The sequence below is a fragment of the Spirosoma utsteinense genome, assembly GCF_014282275.1.
Lineage (GTDB): Bacteria > Bacteroidota > Bacteroidia > Cytophagales > Spirosomataceae > Spirosoma > Spirosoma utsteinense.
The window spans coordinates 28249-49428 of sequence record NZ_VFIA01000018.1 but is presented as its reverse complement, the minus strand read 5'-3'; the positions used below and the strand labels follow the sequence as shown (position 1 = coordinate 49428).

General features: G+C 50.9%; 16 protein-coding genes. 10 read left to right on the top strand and 6 right to left on the bottom strand.

The features are described 5' to 3' along the window. Positions 1–18 precede the first annotated feature (18 nt). The 3 genes from FH603_RS15440 to FH603_RS15430 form a co-directional block, all read right to left on the bottom strand. Positions 19–1119 (bottom strand): transglutaminase-like domain-containing protein, encoded by a 1101-nt coding sequence (locus FH603_RS15440; RefSeq protein ID WP_235985517.1) that lies wholly within the window; start codon positions 1117–1119, stop codon positions 19–21. A gap of 273 nt (positions 1120–1392) precedes the next feature. Beyond that, positions 1393–2310, bottom strand: a complete 918-nt coding sequence (locus FH603_RS15435) for a serine hydrolase (RefSeq protein ID WP_186738430.1) — start codon at positions 2308–2310, stop codon at positions 1393–1395. A 90-nt stretch (positions 2311–2400) separates the two neighbouring features. Beyond that, on the bottom strand, positions 2401–5727 hold the full coding sequence (locus FH603_RS15430) for a right-handed parallel beta-helix repeat-containing protein (RefSeq protein ID WP_186738429.1): 3327 nt from the start codon (positions 5725–5727) through the stop codon (positions 2401–2403). 510 nt (positions 5728–6237) lie between these two features. Between FH603_RS15430 and fucP the strand changes: the two genes are divergently transcribed. From fucP to FH603_RS15380, 10 genes are all read left to right on the top strand, one after another. After that, the gene (gene fucP / locus FH603_RS15425; protein ID WP_186738428.1) at positions 6238–7623 is read left to right on the top strand and encodes an L-fucose:H+ symporter permease; all 1386 of its coding nucleotides are present in this window, start codon (positions 6238–6240) and stop codon (positions 7621–7623) included. Positions 7624–7707: 84 nt separating this feature from the next. Further along, positions 7708–8034, top strand: coding sequence for an L-rhamnose mutarotase (locus FH603_RS15420; protein ID WP_186738427.1), 327 nt, complete (start codon positions 7708–7710; stop codon positions 8032–8034). Positions 8035–8200: 166 nt separating this feature from the next. Beyond that, positions 8201–8671 carry a hypothetical protein gene (locus FH603_RS15415; protein ID WP_186738489.1) on the top strand — a complete coding sequence of 157 codons (471 nt, stop codon included), beginning with the start codon at positions 8201–8203 and terminating at the stop codon, positions 8669–8671. Next, the gene (locus FH603_RS15410) at positions 8668–8868 is read left to right on the top strand and encodes a helix-turn-helix transcriptional regulator (protein WP_186738426.1); all 201 of its coding nucleotides are present in this window, start codon (positions 8668–8670) and stop codon (positions 8866–8868) included. The genes FH603_RS15415 and FH603_RS15410 overlap by 4 nt, the downstream gene beginning before the upstream one ends. Before the next feature lie 340 nt (positions 8869–9208). Next, a complete protein-coding gene (locus FH603_RS15405; RefSeq protein ID WP_186738425.1) occupies positions 9209–11161 on the top strand; it encodes a CocE/NonD family hydrolase in 1953 nt (650 codons plus the stop codon). A gap of 120 nt (positions 11162–11281) precedes the next feature. Then, complete coding sequence (locus FH603_RS15400) at positions 11282–12283, top strand: Rpn family recombination-promoting nuclease/putative transposase (protein ID WP_186738424.1); 1002 nt, start codon at positions 11282–11284, stop codon at positions 12281–12283. 13 nt (positions 12284–12296) lie between these two features. Next, positions 12297–12578 (top strand): DUF427 domain-containing protein, encoded by a 282-nt coding sequence (locus FH603_RS15395; protein WP_186738423.1) that lies wholly within the window; start codon positions 12297–12299, stop codon positions 12576–12578. Next, on the top strand, positions 12578–13315 hold the full coding sequence (locus FH603_RS15390; RefSeq protein WP_186738422.1) for an ABC transporter ATP-binding protein: 738 nt from the start codon (positions 12578–12580) through the stop codon (positions 13313–13315). The genes FH603_RS15395 and FH603_RS15390 overlap by 1 nt, the downstream gene beginning before the upstream one ends. Then, a complete protein-coding gene (locus FH603_RS15385; protein WP_186738421.1) occupies positions 13312–14874 on the top strand; it encodes an ABC transporter permease/substrate-binding protein in 1563 nt (520 codons plus the stop codon). Before FH603_RS15390 ends, FH603_RS15385 begins: the two co-directional genes overlap by 4 nt. 378 nt (positions 14875–15252) lie before the next feature. After that, positions 15253–17595, top strand: coding sequence for a mechanosensitive ion channel family protein (locus FH603_RS15380; RefSeq protein WP_186738420.1), 2343 nt, complete (start codon positions 15253–15255; stop codon positions 17593–17595). A gap of 101 nt (positions 17596–17696) precedes the next feature. Here the strand turns inward: FH603_RS15380 and FH603_RS15375 are convergent, their stop codons facing one another. From FH603_RS15375 to pdxA, 3 genes are all read right to left on the bottom strand, one after another. After that, positions 17697–18347, bottom strand: a complete 651-nt coding sequence (locus FH603_RS15375) for a DNA-3-methyladenine glycosylase (RefSeq protein ID WP_186738419.1) — start codon at positions 18345–18347, stop codon at positions 17697–17699. A gap of 8 nt (positions 18348–18355) precedes the next feature. Beyond that, positions 18356–19243, bottom strand: a complete 888-nt coding sequence (locus FH603_RS15370; protein WP_186738418.1) for a YicC/YloC family endoribonuclease — start codon at positions 19241–19243, stop codon at positions 18356–18358. A gap of 168 nt (positions 19244–19411) precedes the next feature. After that, positions 19412–21115 carry a 4-hydroxythreonine-4-phosphate dehydrogenase PdxA gene (pdxA, locus tag FH603_RS15365; protein ID WP_186738417.1) on the bottom strand — a complete coding sequence of 568 codons (1704 nt, stop codon included), beginning with the start codon at positions 21113–21115 and terminating at the stop codon, positions 19412–19414. Between the last annotated feature and the right edge of the window lie 65 nt (positions 21116–21180).

Genomic DNA, 21180 nt, shown 5'->3' with positions numbered 1-21180 from the left:
CCAGCTGACAGACATAGGTTACCGTCGGGCAGAAACGGCAGGCAGGTTGCGGTAAGTAAATGTATTGACGAGGGTGGTAACGGGTTTACCGTTGATCTCGGCATACGGATAAACGAAGTAATTTAGGGGTTGCGCCTGCCTAGGGTGAAGCACGAGATCCCGGCCAATGGTAAACTCGATCCGGTTCTCATCATGAGCACCAAAGAAATAGGCCCGTCGGGACGGGTTCTTGGCTGCTTCCGATGCATCGATGGGTACCCAGCCAACGCCTTTCAGGTAAAATTCAGCCCAGCAGTGGTAACCGCTCACCTGACCGGCTGGTCGATCGGTGGGCAACGAAAAGCCAATGGCGAAGCGCGCCGGAATACCAACCGCCCGGCAGTAACCGATGAATATAGCATGGAAATCGGTACAGTTTCCCCGGCGCGTATCGCAGGCATAGTAAATATCGCCCTGCCCCCAGCCGGTACCCGTTTTGTCGTATTTCACCGTAGCGATAACATGATTGTAGATGGCCCTTGCTTTCTGAAGGTCTGTTCTGGCCCCAACGGAGTCGACTACTCCCTGCGCCCATCGTTTGATGTTTCCATCGATAGGTACCAGCCGGTCTGGTTTCAGCCAATGGGCCAGATCGGCTGGTGCCACAATCGATTTCGGGCTGTTACCGGCTTCCAGCCGCTCCTGAATGTGCTCTTTGCGAGTGGCCGTAAACCGCATGTCGATCATAAAGCTGGCTGTTGGATTGGCAACCGTGAGGTGCATTATCCGGTTGCCGTACTGCGCCGTGTCGATCCGATACGGATAAGGCGACATAATGATCAGGTTCGTAATCGTTTGAAAAGGACTGTTATGTGGCACTGGTACCCAAACGTCTACGGTACGGTTCCCGGCTGTTCCTGCGCTTACGACCGTTTTATAGGTAAACTCCACTGTCCGCTGCCTTGGCGGTGCGGTGGTAGCCGACAGCAGACCTGTTGTCAATAAGACAATCAGGCTCTGGCATAACCAGGCAGGGTAGGGGTGTCGAATTCGTTTGTCGTTCATTGGTTTGTTGCTTCCATCTTTATAAACCCCGGCACCGCTCGGTGGTTCCACTGCGAGCCGTAGTTTGGTGTCCATAAGCTGTTTGGGGGGCATTGACGGTTAAGTCAGCGCGCTCAGCCAATGGTTTGGAAGGACTTTATAATCTGTAATCCTATGGAATAAGTATCAAAACAATAATCTGAAACGTTTCAACTCTTGATCCTTCTTTTTTGCTCCTCCTGTTACTTTCTTTTGTAGGGCGGTAGTCACAGGTGCCGGGCCTTGATTCGGTCGTAAACGATCTGATTATGCCGCTGATAGGCCACCAATTTGCTCATCGGCCAGTTCTGGTGGGTTGCACCGGGCAGCTCACCCCTGCATCATGTATTGGTAAATCCATTCGGAAACGGTAGCCATCGTGGCCGATGTTTTCTTGTCGTCAGAAATGTCCTTCGATAAAAGGACCAGCACGTATTTTCGCCCGTCGGGTAGAAAGACAATGCCTGAGTCGTGTCGTACGCCTGTAACAGAACCTGTTTTGTGGGCTACTTTTACCGATGCCGGCAGCCGGGCAGGGATGGCGTCGTTGAACCGCTGGTCAAGCAAGGTTCCAATCATAGCCTTCGAGGCTTCGGGACTCACCGCCTGGCCGGTAGCCAGTTTGTCGAAAATCATCATCAGGTCGTACGCCGTCGTTGTGTTGTTGAGTCCCCTGGCAAATGCCTTACTGTCTTCTACGCCCCGCCGTACCTGAATGTCGCGAGCGCCCAGATCTCGCATAGTTTGGGTGACCTGTTGGGCCCCCACCCGCTCAATGACCAGGTTGGTAGCCAGATTACTGCTGACAATGATCATGTCATACACCAGCGAACCCAGCGTTCGGCGGGTACCCACCTGCCGGTAAATCGATGTATCGCTGTCGTCTTTGGCATTCAGGCTGTAGGGGCTGCCGTCGACAATACTTTTGAATTCGGTTTTGACGAGCATGGAATCCGATAGCGACAGGCTATGGGCAGCCTGCTGTTTGTAGACCTCAATCATAACCGGCGTTTTCATCGTACTGGCCGCATGAAATTCCTCCCGTTCCCGAATCAGCAGTTCCTGGCCAGTGGCTACGTCTTTAAAGGCGACGGCGAAGATGCCGGTCTGCTGGCTTAGTTCGCGGTCGATTTTCTGCCGTAAATCGGGTAATGTCAGACGGGACTGGGCCACTCCCGGTTGCCGGAGGGCAACTAAACAAGTAAAGGCAATGGCCAGACAAGGGATGGCGCGGTATAAAAGCTTCATGAATGCAGATTGTATAAACGAACAGACTAAGCCAAAATCTAGTCAATCGCGTGCATTTATGCACTATGCCCGGCCAAAATGACGCTGTCACTAACGCACCCGAATATCGGCCTGGGCCTGATCATCTTCGCCGTTCTCGAAACCGTTGCCAACTATTGAGTCGGTGTCTGCTATGTCCGACAGGGTAATCTGCACCTGATTGATCCATCGGCCTCCACTGGTTACCCGCGCCTGAAACGACGTGCTCGTCACACCGCCCGCCTGTACGTTAGTCAGGCTTGTGCTCAGCAGCTTTCCGTTGGCCGACCAGCCAGTTCCGCCAACGAAGTCAAGCCCATCCGGCAGTTTATTCTGTAGCTGTACCGTTCCCGCCACAGCACCCCCGCCGTTGTTTACCCAGATCGTACAGGTTACCAGTTCATTGATGGCCGGGCTGCGATTACTTAACGCCATCTGCAGGCTCAGGTCGACCCGGTTTGGGTTGGGAGCAGGCTGGTTCGTAGTTACAACCGGCAACGGGCGTTGGCCAGGGTTAGGCGATTCATAGATGACGCTCCCCGCATCAGGCGTCCGGAAACATACTAGGGCCGCATCATCCTCTCCATCGGCGGTGCCTGAGCCAGGCGTACTGTCGGGGTCCGATAAGGTAGCAGTCGTTATCTGGGCTGCCAGTCGGTACGTACCGGGCTGCGTCAGCTTGAGCAGAAACACAATTGTCGTGTCAGTACCTACCCGTAGATTTTGTATGGCTCCACTCAAGACGCCATCCGTATACTGCACGCCATTGACACCTGAAAATTGAAGCCCGCTGGGTAACCGACACGTCCATTGGCCGCTAACAGCGCCATTGGCGACCGTTAGCTGTTCATTTCGTATCCTCAGTCGAACCGTGAGCGACTGGCCCGCTGGCAGTACCTGCCGGTCGGTTTGTAAAGTAAGGCTCAGGTCGGCCACCAGGGTTGGGCGTTCCTGGGGCACGAACGTAGGATCTTTTATCAGCAATAGAGAGGTTAAGGGGGCCAGCGTTAGTGAGCCAGCATAGGGACGATTCATGGCATCGCGGTAGCCGCCGGTGAACAGGACCACGCTGTCGCGGAGGGTTGGATTATAGAATAGCCGGATGCATTCATCCGGATTGACGTCGGTTCGTATGGCTTCCTTCAGGCCTATGTTGTCAAACCAGGCGGTTTGCCCATCTTCCGATGCCTGGTAGACAAGCAGCGCACTTGCTTCGTCCATTGTTGGCGTGAAAGCTACCTCGTAGGTCATGCGTTCGTTATTTAGCATAATCACTTTCCGGGGAACCAGATCCTGATAGGAGCCGCTGCGCTGTCGTAGGAAAACATCAACTCGTTTGGCCGACGACGCCAGGGCATCGAACTGGAGATAGTATGTTTTCCCCTTAGTTACCGATCCAATGTTCGTGTAGGCCAGTACGTAGGAATCGGTCTTGTTGGAAGCCGATGCCACGCCCACCTGCAGGCTACCTTCATCGAGTCGATTGGTGTTGTCCCATTGGGCGCGGCCATTGCCATAGGGGCTCCAGGTCTCCCAGTTTTCGTTGGTACTGCCGAAGGTATTGGTGAGCAAACTTTTTCCGGTGGTCGTTATTACATAGTCGTTGAAGGTAGCCGGACTGTTTCGGGAGTTCATGTCTTTCCCGAATCGGGTTTGCCACTCAGCCAGCGATAGGTCGGAACCAACGGTAGTGCCATCGTTATAGATGGCCCGGACCTTGAAAATATCTTCGAATGGCCGGATGTAGGAGTTGTTATCGAAGGTGCCATATTGGTTCAAATCCGATACGTTGGATTCGTATTTAACGACGGTCTGGCTGGAGATTCGTCCCGCCAGAATATTGTGGTGGATCGAATTGTTGCGGGGCGTACAAACCCCCTTATTGTCGGTAAGCGCCAACTGGCCTTCGCTGTTGTTATAGCTGGTGTTGCCTGAGATGCTCAGATTAGAGGCAGCATGCAGATAAATACCCAGCCCGGTACAGTTGAAGATCGTGTTGCCGGTAATGTCGGCGTTCTGGGTACAGTCGTCGAAATAAATCCCGTTGGCACCCGAGTAAGTACCACCGGGCGTACCCTCGGGCGCGCCGATGCCGTTGAAGATAATATTCGATGTCAGGTGAATATCGCTCATCGCATTCTTGTTGCCATTCCAGGTGTAGATACCACCGCCATCGCTTTTGGTCAGGCAAAAGTTCGAGATGACATTTTTACGAATGGTCGTGCTGTTGGTAAACGAGATCGCGTTATAGCCGATGCTGTCGATGCGGTTGTTTTCGATCAGCATTGCCTGACTAACGGATGTTTGAAGTCCGTTTCCCTGTCCATCGTTATTCGTACTGCGTCCCGCATCGACGCCTACATGGTTCAGGATATTATTGCGAAACGTAACATTCTGATAAGGTCCTATCCAGACCCCATTGTTATTGATGTACCGAATGGTGCTGTTTTCGATGACAATGGCCTGCCCCGTTCCCGAAATGACCACACCATCTTCGCCTGCGTTCAGGATGTCGAGGTTGGAGAACGTCAGGCTGGAGCCGGAACGAACAGATAAATTAGCGGTTCGTGCCTGTGTCAGGCTCAGGTTTGTCAGGGATATATACTGAACTGAAGCGAGGTCGACTGCCTGATCAGCGGCTGTAACCGTAAGATTCTGTTTGTTGGGGTCGCCCGTGGCATCGTAGAGCTGGATGGTTTTTGTACTGGTATCGAACGCCCATTCACCCGGCCGATCCAGCGTCGCGGGGTGGTTCTGGACAAAGTATCCCCATCCATCCTGAATGCCGTATCCAGAGTTAATCGCTGCCAGATTGAGCACGTTCCCCGACTGGCTGCTGAAGCCATACCGGTTGGTAATCCACTGCATGGTGCGGATAACGACTTCGGTGCCTTTCCAGCCCGTATTCAGGTTGAGGGAGATGGGTTGCCTGGAGGTGATCTGGCTGTTGCCCTGGTGCGTCTGAACCGTCAGATAACCTTTGTTCGTATCGCCGGGGTTGGGGTAGCGCCCCAGCGGCAGGGCCTTGTCGTTGCGGAAGACGCCGGTTACCGGCCCGGTGCAAGCCGAACAGGTTGTTTGCCAGGTATCTGTTCCTACTTTAGTCCAGTTGGTTAAGGGTATGGCTCCACTAAGGATTGGCTTGGCCCCCGTACCATAGGCATCGAAACGAATAGGTTGTGCGGCAGACCCGGACTGGCGAATGAGCAGCCCGCCCCGAAACGTATCGCCCCGGCGAAACAAGACCTGATCGCCGGGTTGTAACAGGGTAGCGTTGACTTTGGCCAGACTCTGAAACGGGCTTTCGGCCGACCGACCGCTATTGCCATCGCTGCCGTTGGCGGCTATATAGTAGGTAGTCTGGGCTACGCCATTCGAGCAAAGTGTAACCAACAGCAAAAGTGAAACTATACGATGAATGAACGAGCTACAATTTGTTGTAAATAAACGTATCACAGGACAGGAAAAGTTAAGGGCGAAACGGTGGCAGGGGAGTTACAGTCGTTCATGACTTGATGGGCCGACTAACCATTTCCCATCTGAATAACTCTCGTTGTGTTTACTATTTGTTTTATAAGTATATAAGTGAGATAATATATTTTGTTTTGGTATACTACAAATGCAAACAAAAATCAGGCCATTAATTTGTCTACGTCCCTAAATACCAGCCGTATCGCAGGATTGGGGTATCCTGGTGTGGAGACTTGCTCAGGTGACTAAGTAGCTCTAACCGCCGGGAGTCTTTATTCGCTGTGGCAACTGGCACAGGACAGGGATTAGATAGGTTGGTTCGACGGTGGGGCAGATAAAAGGTGTTTGCCGTTCGGGAATAAAGGGGCACTATGCATAAACCTGCCAATCGTATCCCCGTGATCAGCAACACGACCAAACACGACTAAACCAAGATCAATGGCACTCGGACCAACAACGGAGAACATCAAAATCAAAGAGGGTGAATCAACCGGCAACGTCGGCATAGCCTTTGTCCTCGTCACAAGTTTATTTTTCCTGTGGGGACTGGCTAACAGCTTGAACGGGTCGCTCATCAAGCAGTTCCAGATTGCACTGGATCTCAATCGGTTTCAGGCTGGGATCGTTGATTTTGCTTTCTACCTCGGCTATTTCTTTATGGCGCTGCCTGCTGGTTATGTGATGCGGAAGTATGGATACAAGCGTGGCATTCTGTTTGGCTTATTGCTCTACGGGGGCGGAGCCTTTCTATTCTACCCGGCGGCCGAAGTCAGGGTCTACAGCTTTTTTCTGTTTGCTCTCTTTACCATGGCGTGTGGTATCGCGTTTCTGGAAACGGCTGCCAATCTGTATGTGACGGTACTCGGCGATCCGGCCAAATCCGAATGGCGACTGAACTTTTCGCAGTCCTTCAACGGGATCAGCCTCATTCTGGGCCCCATTATTGGTGCCATGTTTATCTTTTCTAAAACGGAGTATACCCCCGACATGCTGACCGCCATGGCTCCCGCAGCAGCCGAAGCAATTCGGGTAGAGGAGGCATTATCGGTGCAGGGACCGTATTTAGTAATCGGGCTGATGGTGGCGTTCATGGCTCTGTTATTTGCCATAACCAAAATGCCCGAAGTCGGGGCCGCCGAGGAACAAACTTCCGGTAGTGTTCCCATCACACGGGTTTTACGACATCGGCATCTATCCTTAGGCATTATCGCTCAGTTTGCCAACGTGGGCGCTCAGGCAACGCTCTGGGGGTATTTTGTCGATCTTAAACTCGACTTTTCGCGTGATGGGCACTGGGCACTGGCACAGGCTTATATGAATGCGATCAACACATTGACCGGTTCGCCAATGGACATGTCGCCAACGCAGATTGCAGGTTTTCATGCCTCTTTTGCCTTGGTGCTCTTTATGATCGGGCGTTTTGTGGGTACGTCGATGATGACCCGGATTCGGCCCAACCGGGTACTGGCTATTTTCTCGGCTGGTTCAGTAGCAATGATTATCCTGTCGATGCTGACAGGCGGTGTTACGGCCGTGATTGCGCTCAGCTTCACCTATTTTTTCCAGTCGATCATGTTCCCCACCATCTTCGCGCTGTCTACCAAAAACCTGGGAGCTTCAGAGTCGAAGATAGCCTCTTCGCTGGTTATCATGAGCATTGTGGGTGGTGCGCTTATGCCGCTTGTAGCGGGCGCTTTGTTTGCCAGAGGTGCTGTTTATGCGCTGGCCGTACCGCTGATCTGCTTTGCTTTTATCGTGTATTATGCCCTGAATGGGTACCAGTCCAGACGGGATGAGGTGACGCAGGAATCAGTGGCTGTGTAGCCTGGTTGGGCGTTTGTGGTCTCTGGCAGCCAAACGTAATCGATCCTGCCAGAGCGGTTTCTGTATTATTTATAGCTGATTAGTATGCGCTACTGCTTTGCACTTGACCTCAAAAATGACCCGGTTCTGATTGCCGAATATGAACATTACCACGAAGCTATCTGGCCGGAAATACGCCAAAGTATGTATGATGCCGGTATAACCGTGATGGAGATCTACCGAATCGAAAACCGAATGGTATTATTGATGGATACGGCCGATGACTTTAGTCTTGAGCGCAAGGCTGAGATGGACGCGGCTAATCCAAAAGTACAGGAGTGGGAAGCCCTTATGTGGCGCTACCAGGAAGCTTTGCCCTATGCTGAACCGGGTCAGAAGTGGCTACCAATGAAGCGAATCTTTGTGTTGTAAGTAAACTTGTTTGCATCCCTCTGTTTGACTGCCCGTTAACACCCTGCCAGTGGGTGTTAACGGGTAGATTTGTTTTAAGCAATTAAAATGGTTAAAACATGACAATTTTACTTGACAATATGTAAAGTAAACTTTGCGTTTGATGAAAAAGAAACATTGGGTCGATATGAAAACGAAATGGCTTTTTCCGCACCACTACCGGCTGATTGGCTGGTTGATTTTTGTTCCATCTGCTTTACTTGGGTTGGCAGCGTTCTACGAAGAATTCGACCTGTTTGATTCGTTGGGCAGTGTTTCGCCCGGATCACACATGTTTAAATCGGATGACTTTTTCGCGTCGTTGTTTAGCAACGCAAATTTTACGGATGAGTTAGCCGCTGTTGGTGTCATCGCCGGCTTGCTGTTTATCGCCTTCTCACGGGAAAAAGTCGAGGACGAAATGATTGGTCAGTTGCAGCTCGAAGCCCTGCAATGGAGCGTTTACGTCAATTATCTGGTATTGGCTATCGCCATTGTAGCGGTCTACGATGGCGCGTTTTTTAACGTTATGATTTACAACATGTTCACCGTTTTATTGGTGTTTATTGGCTGGTTTCGGTGGCTTATTTTTCGCAGTAATCAACGAATAATTGCATGAAGAACCGTTTGAAAGTCGAGCGCGCTGAACATAATCTATCGCAGGCCGATTTGGCAGATCGAATCGGGGTAAGCCGACAAACAATCAATTCGATAGAAACTAGCCGGTATATACCCTCCACTGTACTGGCGTTGAAACTGGCGCAGGTATTTGACCGATCTGTAGAGCAATTATTTCAGTTAGACGAAACAGATTAAGGTATACTTATAAAATAAATGTACGTTTAATAAATAATTGAGTTAATTAGTAGTTTACGAAAATTGATATAAATAAATAAAACGCATATTTGTTACAGGGAATTGTTGGTAGCCGTTCTATGGACTGTTTTATTGACACCGACCGTGTTTCTCTATTTTAACCGGTAGGGGAATGCAGTGATTAGGATAGTGCGACTTATTGAATGTAAAAAATTCTATAGTAGCAGAGGGTAGATTGGGTATCCGAATGCCGGTTGAAGGTATGCCGTTAAGACGCGCAACCTTTACCGGCATTTTTGTTTTTGACCCGTATATTTGACTGTCTATCATTCGCGTCTACATGAAATACACTGTCTACCGGTTACTCCTGCTACTACTATCGACACCTGCGTTGATATGGGCGCAGACATCCCCTGCTGCTAACTACGTTCGGGATAATTTTCAGAAGTTCGAGTACAAAATTCCAATGCGCGATGGCACGAAACTGCATACGGCCGTTTATGTGCCCAAAGGGGCGTCAGCAGCAAATACATATCCGTTTTTGATGCAGCGAACCTGCTATAGTGTCGCTCCCTATGGTCCTGATGCGTATCCGGCTTCGGTTGGTCCATCGGGTACGCTCATGCGCGATAAGTACATATTCGTCTATCAGGACGTACGGGGGCGCTGGGCATCGGAGGGTAAATGGACCAATATGACGCCCAACCTGCCCGATCCCCAACCGGCTGTCAGGAAAGGACGTAAACTATCCCGGTCCACCGTTTCAACGGCCGCAACTGCCGGGTCGCCCGATGAGAGTTCCGATACGTATGATACCATCGAATGGCTGCTCAAAAATGTGCCGAATAATAACGGGCGCGTTGGGCAGTGGGGGATTAGCTATCCTGGTTTCTATACAGCAGCTTCACTACCTGACGCGCACCCTGCGCTGAAAGCGGCCTCACCTCAGGCACCGGTGTCAGATTTCTTCTTTGACGACTTCCACCATAATGGCGCGTTCATCCTGGCGTATCTGTTCACGTTTCCGGTCTTCGGTATCCAGACCCCCGGCCCTACGACGAAGTCATGGTATGATGATGCGTTCATAAAAACGGGCTCGAAGGATGGGTTTCAGTTTCAGTATGACCTGGGGCCCCTGAAAAATGTCAAGAACTACTATAAAGACAATTTCTACTGGCAGGAAACCGTCGAGCACCCCAACTACGACGAGTTCTGGCAAAAGCGCAGCATCCTCCCGCACCTCAAAAACGTCAGGCCTGCCGTGATGACCGTTGGCGGCTGGTTCGATGCTGAGGATTTATACGGCCCGCTAAACATTTATAAAACGATCGAGAAAAATAACGCAGGTACCTACAATACACTGGTAATGGGGCCTTTCGGGCACGGCCGTTGGTCGCGTGAGACGGGGCATACGATGCACAGCAACATTTACTTTGGTGATAGTGTAGCAACGTTCTATCAGCGAAACATCGAAGCACCGTTCTTTGGCCACTTTCTGAAAGGAGCGGGCGATGGTAAAACGGGCCTGCCCGAAGCTTACCTGTTCAATACGGGCCGAAACGAGTGGCGCACGTTCGACAAATGGCCCGCGCCGGATGCCCAGACGAAACAGTATTATTTGATGACAGGTGGTGGGTTGGCCACCAACAAAGTCATGGGATCTACCGATCCGAGCGGAAATAGTTTCTCCGAGTTCGTCTCAGACCCCATGAAACCTGTTCCTTACACCGAGGATATTACGACAACACAAGGGTTTACGCCGTTCAACTATATGTCGGAAGATCAGCGTTTTGCTGGTAGACGGCCCGATGTGCTGGTGTTCCAGACCGATGTACTAACCGAAGACATGACGCTGGGTGGTGAGATTATGGCTAAACTAAAGGTGAGCACAACGGGAACGGATGCTGATTGGGTAGTGAAACTGATCGATGTGTATCCACCCGATGAGCCGAACAATCCATACATGCCCAATAAAAACATCACCCTGGGTAATTACCAGCAGATGGTGCGTTCGGAAGCTATGCGCGGTCGGTTTCGCAACTCGTTCGAAAAGCCGGAACCGTTTAAGCCTAACGAAATAACCGACGTGAACTTCCGGCTACAGGATGTACTCCACACCTTCAAGAAAGGCCACCGGATGATGATTCAGGTGCAGAGTACGTGGTTCCCGCTCATTGACCGCAATCCACAGACATACGTGGATAATATTTTCAAGGCCGACGAGAAGGATTTCAGAAAAGCGACACACCGCGTTTATGATAGCTCCGTGATTGAATTTCAGGTGGTGAAATGAAACCAAGGTCGTTGCAGGGCTATACGCCTGTGGGCTGGCTTCAGGTATTAAAAAGAACAGAGGTCCGTTTGTTCTTTTTTTCGACTCTGTACGTCTACAGTGGAGATCATCCCACCCTGTATGGCCTTTATATCTCGCTTTATCAATCCGTTCACAGATTACGGGTTCAAACGTTTGTTTGGCACCGAAGCCAACAAAGACCTGCTGATTGACTTTCTGAACCAGCTGTTGCCACAGAAGCATCAGATCACAGATCTCCAATATGCTCGGAATGAATGTATTGGCGTAAACGAATTGGATAGAAAAGCCGTTTTCGATTTATATTGTGTAAGCCAGAATGGTGACCGCTTCATCGTGGAGCTACAGAAGGCGAGACAGGTTTATTTCAGGGATCGCAGTATATTTTACTCGTCTTTCCCCATTCAGGAACAGGGTCAGGTTGGCAACTGGAATTTTAAACTGGCATCGGTATATACTGTGGCGGTACTGGACTTTGTGTTAACCGCTAATGCAGATGTGATCAATACGGTACAGTTGAAAGATCAGCACAACGAAGTATTTTACGATAAGCTAACGTATATCTACATGGAAATGCCCAAGTTCACAAAAACCGAAGATCAGTTAGAAACGCAGTCTGACAAATGGTTGTACCTGTTCAAGCATTTACCTGATTTGCAGGAACGCCCTGAACAGTTACAAGAGCGTATCTTTCACCGGTTATTTGAAGCGGCCGAGGTAGCGAATTTCGACCGGGCGGAGCGGGATCGGTACGAGCAAAGCTTAAAATCGTATCGGGACTTACAGAACGTTCTATCGTTCGCCGAAATGGATGGTATTGAAAAAGGAATTGAAGAGGGTATCACGCAAGGCATCGAAAAAGGCATTCAGCAGGGTATTCAGCTAGGTATCGAACAAGGTGTTCAGCAGGGGATTGAACAGGGTGTTCAGTTAGGTATTGGAAAAGGCATCGAGCAAGGAGTTCAGCAAGGGATTGAACAGGGGAGTTACCTGGCTACAGCCCGGATAATCCAGAATGCGCTGGACAAAGGCTTTTCTGTAGCGCAAGTGGCTTCTTTGGTCGATCTACCTGTAGAAGCAATTGAAAAATTTATAAACAAATAAAAACACATACGTTATGAAAGCCATTTGGAATGGTCAGATCATCGCCGAAAGTGATGATACCATCATTATTGAGAATAATCATTATTTCCCTAAAGAGTCTGTTAAGGCTACCTATCTCAGCGATAGTCAGACACACTCCACCTGTCCCTGGAAAGGTCTCGCTTCGTACTATTCGTTGACTGTAGACGGGAAAACAAACGCCGATGCAGCTTGGTATTACCCCGACCCAAAACCGGCAGCCAGTGAAATTAAAGACCGGGTTGCGTTCTGGAAAGGCGTTCAGGTTACGCACTAATGATCGACGTCCGCAACTTGACGAAGCGGTTTGGCGATCATACAGCCGTCAATGATATATCCCTGCGTGTTGGGCCGGGCGAAACGCTGGTGTTGCTGGGTACCAGCGGTTGCGGTAAAACCACAACGCTTAAGATGATGAATCGGCTGATTGAACCCGGGGGCGGTTCAATCAGCGTCGATGGTGTAGACGTTGCTCAACAGGATGGCCCTGGCCTGCGCCGACGGATTGGGTATGTAATTCAGGACGGAGGGCTGTTTCCACATTATACCATTGCCGAGGCCATCGCTACAGTGCCGAAACTCATTGGCTGGACACCCACTCAAATTCAGGAACGTACCCGCGAGCTGATTGATAAACTTCAACTACCTGAATCGCTTCTGAATCGCTACCCCGCCGAATTAAGCGGAGGTCAGCGGCAGCGCGTTGGTCTGGCACGTGCTCTGGCAGCCCGCCCACCGGTAGTACTGATGGATGAACCCTTTGGCGCGCTAGATCCTTTTACCCGTCGGCATGTACGGCGGGAACTGTTTGGTCTTAACGAACTACGAGAAACGACCGTGGTGCTAGTTACGCATGATGTGAGCGAAGCCCTTGAACTGGCCGACCGGATTGCACTCATGGATAAAGGACGTATTGTACAGATTGGGCCACCCGACGAACTTCTGAATCACCCCGCTACTGATTTTGTCCGCGATTTTCTGGACGACCAACCGCGACGTAACCAACTGGAATGATCGATTTTTTTACTTTCGTCCGCGATAATGCCAGTAAACTACTTGAACAGACGCTCACCCATATTGGCCTGACATTCGTATCATTACTGCTGGCCTTATTGATTGGTTTGCCCTTGGGCATCCTGATCGCCCGCAAAAAACAACTGGCGAGTGGTGTTCTGGGTATAGCAGGCGTGTTACAAACCATACCAAGTGTAGCACTGCTTGGATTTCTGATTCCCCTGCTGGGTATCGGTATTGGACCGGCGCTGGTTGCGCTGTTTCTGTATGCACTCCTGCCAATTATTCGCAATACGTTCGTTGGCATTACCGAAGTTAGCCCATCCATAATCGAAGCGGCTCGCGGTGTGGGCATGACCGATGTCCAGATTTTAACGAAAGTTCAGCTGCCGCTGGCATTACCTGTCATTTTTGCGGGCGTTCGCACGGCTACGGTCATTAACGTGGGCGTGGCTACACTGGCGGCTTATGTAGCGGCTGGCGGACTAGGGGAGTTTATCTTTAGCGGTATTGCGTTGAGCAATGTCAACATGATGCTGGCCGGTGCAATTCCGGCCGCGCTGCTGGCTGTAGGTTTCGATTTGGGGCTGGCCCGACTACAGCGGTTGTCAGGCCGCAATGTGCGCATCGGTACGGTAGCCCTGGTAATACTCGTGCCCTTTCTGTCGGCGTTTTATTTATTGCCTTATGGGCAGGATAAGCTTGTAACAGGATTTGCCCACGAATTTTTCGGACGTGCCGACGGTTATCCCGGTCTGCAAAAAACGTATGGTTTGACTGTAAATCCCCGACTTATCGATCAGAATTTAATGTACGAGGCCATTCACCGTCATCAGGTCGATATCATCAGTGGTTACTCGACCGACGGCCGGATCAAGGCGTTCGATCTGCGGGTGCTGGACGATAACCGACATGCATTTCCGCCCTATGGGGCGGCCCCCGTTGTTCGGCAGGCTACGCTCGACCGCTATCCCGACCTCGGCCCAACGCTAAACCAACTGGCCGGGAAGCTGACCGATTCAGTCATGACAGACCTGAATTACCGGGCCGATTACCTGCATCAGTCGCCCGAAACCATTGCCCGTGATTTTTTGAGAAAAGTGGGTTTGTATAAAGTACCTGCGTCGGTCGACCGTACCGGGACAGTGGTGATGGGCTCGAAGGTGTTTACCGAACAGTATATACTGGCGGAGATTTACCGGCAGCTTATCGAAGGCTATACCCAACTGCGTGTCGTTGCCCGAACGGGGCTGGGAGGAACACAAATCTGCTTCGACGCACTCCGTACCGGGGCCATCGATTTCTACCCCGAATATACCGGAACAGGGTTGCTGGTGATTCTACAACATCCAGCCGGTACGCTCAATACGCTATCCATGCAACCGGACTCCGTGTATGCGTATGTCAATCAGCAATTTGAGAAGCGGTACCAACTGGTCTGGCTAAATCCCCTGGGGTTCAATAACAGTTACTCACTGATGATGCGCCGGGATCAGGCACAGGCATTGCGCATCGAGTCCATAGAGGGATTAGTCCGGTACTTGAAAAATGATCAGTAAGGCGGGTATAAATCAGTCCCTTTATCTGATTTGCCAACAAAATTTATACTGATCTGGCAATTAAGCTGCCAGTAACCCCCACACAGAGCAGCTTTCCGGGATTTTGCTAACCTAAGCGTGACGTAGGCGGATTGCTGTGAAGTTCAGATTCCTGTAACAAAATCAAGCCTGTTTTCTATGATAGGCTCTACCGAGCACCGACCCGTAGGAGCGCGTAGATAGACCGTTTAATAAACACCCGTAGCCCGACCTTGGTTATAAAAGGAAGCCCTGTCTCGATTGACGGGGTCGATGGTTTATGGAGTTACCCGCCAATTGTACCTGCCTGGTGGGTGCCATTCTGTCTTTGCCGATGTAACACAACCTATTCGAGACTGCATGCTTATTCGAATCTATCTTAATGCATTGTTGGTGAGTTTACTGCTGATTGGCGTCTGTAGGCCGTTGGTAGGCCAGAATACAGATAGTACCACCGCTAAACCGGTTGCCCAAAGTATTCCGGATACTTTATTATTTAAGATACAAAAGGCACAGTCGGTCATCACCCAGATAAAGGCCGCTGATAAAAAAAAGTATGGAATCACGCGCGTACGGGCTGGACTGGCAACTGTAAAGACAACCATCGCTCCGGTAGCGGCCGACGTCCGTACCCATGGGAAAACGATCGACTCCAAAAATCTCTCTAACTATAGCCTGATTCTGAACGATGCTCTCAAGCAGTTGACCGATTGGCGGACACTGCTTTCCCGATCGAGCAACGATTTACAAGGCAATCTCGACCAGGTGCTGGCCCTGAGTACAGATTCTCTACTGACTGTAGCTAGTACTGATAGTACAGACAAAAAGTTATACGCCGATCAGTTGGCTGGTCTTAAAGGGCAGTTGCAGGATGCAGGCACCCGTACCAGTGCCCGCCTGGATACAGTAAGCCGCTTGCTGGCTGATGTATCGGGTACCTATCTAACGATCAGTAATCTACAGACAGCTATCAATGAGCGGTTGGATAAGTCAACGGAAAATGCGTTCCGAAAGGAGTCTCCTTACCTGTGGGAGGCCCCGTCCACGGTTGCTGTCAGCAATTTGCCTGAGCGTCTTTTAGCAAGCTACCGGGGCCAGGCTAAAATAGTCAACTATTTCTTCGCGTCTACCTGGGACAATCGTCTTTTGCTGCTGCTGCTAACCGGGACATTTTTCGTCTGGGTGCTTGCCAATTACAGAAAAGCCCGAACGCCTTCGCTCCGGCCAACAGTAGGCTCACTTCAACTTGATAATTTGAAGCCTGTTCCTGTTGCCGCGTCGCTGTTGGTGTTATTGAACCTACCGCCCCTGTTTGAGCCTCAATCGCCTTCTGTTTACATCGAAATTACCCAGTTTCTGCTGTTTCTGGTTATTGTAGTTCATTTGTGGGAACGCTTCTCGTTACATGAAATGCGGCTTTGGTTAGTAATCGGCGCTATGTATATCGTGCTGATCATAGCCAATTCGCTGGTCGACGATTCCTTGTTTATGCGGCTGGGATTACTGGTGCTGAACGCTGGATTTATGTATATAGGCATTGCTTTTGCCCGGCGGTTACCACGGCAGCATGTCAGCGCCCGAATTGTCAGGATGGTTACGTTACTATACCTCTTATTACAGGGTCTGGCTATCGTCTTTAACATTATTGGGCGCATCAGCTTAGCAAAGACTGTCGGTATTACAGCTGTAATCAGTCTTGTTCAACTGGCGGGGTTAGGTCTTTTCATTGAAGTGGTGCTGGAAGCGCTGGAACTTCAAATAAATATAAGTGCCTGCTCGCAGGGTTTGTTTTCCCGGGTGAACGTCAGTCATGTACGGCGGTCTTTCAAAAAAGGCCTGGCATTTATTGCTGTTGCTTTATGGCTGATCGTGTTTTTTATAAACCTGGGTGTAGCGGATGAGGTCTATAATCTGGTCAGTCATTTACTCACCAGGCCCCGCTCATTTGGCAGCATCAGTTTTACGCTGAGCAATGTGCTGTCGTTTTCTGTGGTTCTCTATTTGTCGAGCCTTTTACAGAAAAATATTGGTCTTCTATTTGGGGAAAGCTCTTTTTCAACTGCTGATGAACAAGTTGGCCAACTCAGTTCGGTACTGGCCCTGGTCAGGCTGGTTATCCTGATTGCCGGTATACTACTGGCTATTGCAGCATCGGGTATTTCGATCGATAAGTTTACGGTCGTGCTGGGGGCGCTCAGCGTTGGTATCGGCCTGGGCATGCAAAACATCGTCAGTAATTTTGTGTCGGGGATCATCCTGATTTTCGAAAAACCGTTCCAGATAGGGGACTACGTAGAACTGGCCGATAAGAAAGGCCGGATACGGGATATTGGTATTCGTTCGAGCCGCATGATTACCGCGCAGGGGTCGGAAGTAATCATACCGAACGGCGATTTATTATCCAATCGGTTAGTCAACTGGACGTCGAGCGATGTATATCTGAAAACTGAAATCACGCTGAAAGTGAGCAGTGACACCGACCTCCAACGGGTTCAGGAAATTATGACGAGCGAAGTAAGTCAGGTAGACGGGGCCATAAAAAATAGGCCACCCGAAATTGTGGTCACCACCATCGGTGGTGACAGTGTGGAACTCAAAGTGCAGGTCTGGATAAGCAGTATTTATGCAGAAGTGAACCTAAAAAGCCAGTTGTTGCAACGCCTGCTACCGGCCTTTAGAGAGGCAGCCATCAAATTGATGTGAGCAAGAGATGGGCTATTATACCCAGGCTATAGCTACCGATCATGCCATCAATCAGTAGTACATACATACGTATTGATGAGCATGACCGGTAGGAAAATTTATCATTTTTTGCTGACGAAGCGGTTGCCCTTGATATAATACCGATACGGTAACTCCGCCCCGAATTTGATGCCAATACGGGTTGTCGTCACCATCTCAAAGTCGTGAAGAACCGGCCCCCGAATAAAAATGGATGATGTGTCACCTGTTTTATCCGTAAGCGAGGCAAAATTGTGCGTTTGCCGGTTGATTCCCAGCGCGATGACCAGTTTGCCCGGACCGTTAGCAAGGTTCCTGAACCCATCGGCGGTATCGGCATCGATGGTGTTGTTGCGGTATCGTTCAAACCCGGTTTTAAAGGCTTCGTTGCGTCGGAGAGCCATTTGCTCAATGCCCTCGGTTGGCTCCAGGGCGCGTATCAACACGGCTTCTCCTACGCCTTCCGGCCCAGTAACGACGTTGATGCAGTTGTAATGGTTGTAAATCTGGTATACATAGAGCGTGCCGGCTGGCCCAAACATAGCCGCGTTTCGTTGCGTCGCCCGTCGGTAAGCGTGGCAAGCCGGATCGCCCGTTATGTAGCCTTCTGTTTCAACGATAATGCCTGCTGTAGGGCCGTCCGGCGACTCATGCACCAGCTCGCAGCCGAGTAGTAGCTGAGCCACTGTAAGCGTATCGTGATCCTGATAAACGTTGAGAGGTAATGGCTGCATGAGGGCTCTTAAATCACATTCATCGTTTGCTCTTTGATCTTTTCCAGCTCATCTTTCATTTGGACAACAAACCGCTGAATGGCTGCGTCGTTGGCTTTGGAACCGATGGTGTTGATTTCGCGGCCAATTTCCTGCGAAATGAAATTCAGTTTTTTGCCATTTGCTTCTTCGGTGGCCAGCACCTCCAGGAAATAGCTGAGGTGATTTTTAAGCCGGACTTTCTCTTCCGAGATATCGAACTTTTCAACATAGTACATCAACTCCTGCTCGAAGCGATTCTGGTCGAAGGTGTCACTATCCAGCAGCTCCTTCACTGAATTACGCATACGCTCACGCACGGCCGGAATCCGGCGCACATCCTGCTCCTCAATATCGGCCAGGCGGTCGGTGATGATCTGAATGTATTCCTGAAATTTAGTTTCCAGTACGGCACCGTCCTGCCGACGAAATTCGTCGCATCGGCGGATAGCGTCGGCCACGGCCGCCTGAACAGTGGCCCAGTCCGAAGCGTCGGCCGACGAATCATGTGACTCGGTCAGGTAGGCGTTGGGTTGCTGCAAAGCCAGTTGAAGCACATCGCTATCCGAAAATGCCATCAACATACTGTCAGCTGTCTCCTTCAGATCATTGACATAAGCGGCTACCAGCGGGCGGTTGATAATCGTACCCGGCCGGATGGCGTTGGTACGGGCCAGGTTTAGCGACAGTTCAACTTTCCCTCGTTCCAGCTGCTGGGTTAACAGAGCCCGTAATTCGATCTCTTTATCCGAAAACTGCCGGGGCATCCGGCAGTAAATATCTAAAAATTTAGAGTTCAGCGTTTTAACTTCTGCCGTCACGGCTAAACCGCCAGATTCTACGGTTGCGTTGCCGAAGCCGGTCATTGATTTTAACATCAGTTGTAGGGTTATAATGTGGTAACCAGTAAGTCAGTTGGTCAGTTGGTGAGTCAGTCAGTTAGTGAGTCAGTTAATGAGTTAGTCAGTGGCTGACGCATCCGGGATTCATGCGTCAGCCACTGACTAACTCATTAACTCATTAACTCACCGACTGACCAACTGTATTTAACTAACCGACTTATTAGCTGTTTTTTTCAACGCGCCGGCTTCCAGTTCCAAGAACTCTTTTCGCTGACGGGCTACATCGATGGCCGTGTAAATGGCCTGAAGCATGGATGTTTCGTCGGCGAGGTTTTTGCCTGCAATATCATAGGCTGTACCGTGATCGGGGGAGGTTCGCACGACGGGCATGCCGGCCGTGAAGTTGACCCCTTCTTCAAAGGCAATTGCTTTGAAAGGAATCAGACCCTGGTCGTGATACATGGCCAGCACGGCATCGAAGTTTCTATAATTTCGCGTACCGAAGAACCCGTCGGCGGGGTAGGGGCCAAACACCAGCTGGCCCTTATTGCGCAGGTCGGTTAACAGGGGTTTGATGATATCCTGTTCCTCGTTACCCAGTAATCCTTCTTCACCCGCATGAGGGTTCAGGCCCAGTACGGCAATCTTTGGTTTCTCGATACCGAAATCCTGCTTCAGCGATTGCATCATCAGGTTCAGCTTTTGCGCGATGCGTTCGCGGGTGACGTTCTGGCGAACGCGGCCCAGCGGTACATGACCCGTAACCACACCAACGCGGAGGGTATCGCTCACCATGAACATCAGATTATCCTGAACCTCGAATTGCTGGGCCAGGTATTCGGTGTGGCCGGGAAACTGAAATTCTTCCGACTGAATATTGTATTTATTGATGGGTGCCGTTACAAGTGCATCCAGCTTACCTTCTTTTAAATCATCGACAGCCCGCTGCAAACAGGCCAGGGCGGCCTGACCTGCTTCGGGGGTGACCTGACCCGGTTGAATATCCTGGCTTTGATCGGGCCAGCAGGTGATGACATTGGTTAGTTTATGGCTGATCTGGCCGACATTAGGTGTCCCGTTGAGGTTCCAGTCCTTCATGTCGATCAGGTTCCGGTATCGGTTCAGGATACGCATAGAGCCGTAGATAACGGGCGTACATAGCTTCTGGAGACGGTTATACTGGAGTGCCTTAAGAATGACTTCCGGACCGATACCGTTGTAATCACCCAGGGAGATGCCAATTACCAGCCGGTCTTCCCGACCCTGCGATTCGATTGGCTGATTTGACTGACCGTCGGACTTATCTCTATCCAGGTCTTCGGCGCGATAGCGATCATCGCGGGCGCGGCTCTCCGCATCACCCTCGTTCAGGTCGCGCTCGCGCGGATCGACCCCACGGTCGCGGCCGTTGGGCCGACCCTCATTCCGGTTTGGACGCTGGCCTCCATCCCGCTTGCCGCCACCTCGTTGGCCAGCGTCCCGCTGCCCCTCATTTCGTTGGGTAGCATCCCGCTGCCCTCGATTCTGCTGCTGCGGGGCGTTTTGTGGTGCATTTTCCCGCTGATTTTGGCCTTCCGGCTCTGGTCCGGTTTCCTGGGGAGCCGTAGCGCGTACACTATTTTCGCGGGGTCCACCGTCCGGGCGATTCCGGTTATCACGTTGCCCGTTGTTGCCACGACCCTGCTGCCGATTGTTTCGTTGATTCGGATTTTGCTGGGCGGCATCCCGCTGGGCGGCATCCCGCTGGGTGGCATCCCGTGGGCTAGACTCCGGCTGGACTGCATCCCGCTCATCCGACGATGGTTGTGCGTTGGGGGGCAGACTATTCGTATTCTGACTATCAGACGGTTGCTTAGGCGACGGATTGACACGTGATTCGTTCGGTTCGTCGGGTTGGCGTTGTTCCATGTACTTTTGTTAGTTTCGCCCTTTCAGGGAGCGGTAATTAGCCAGTCATTGACCAAAATAGTCCA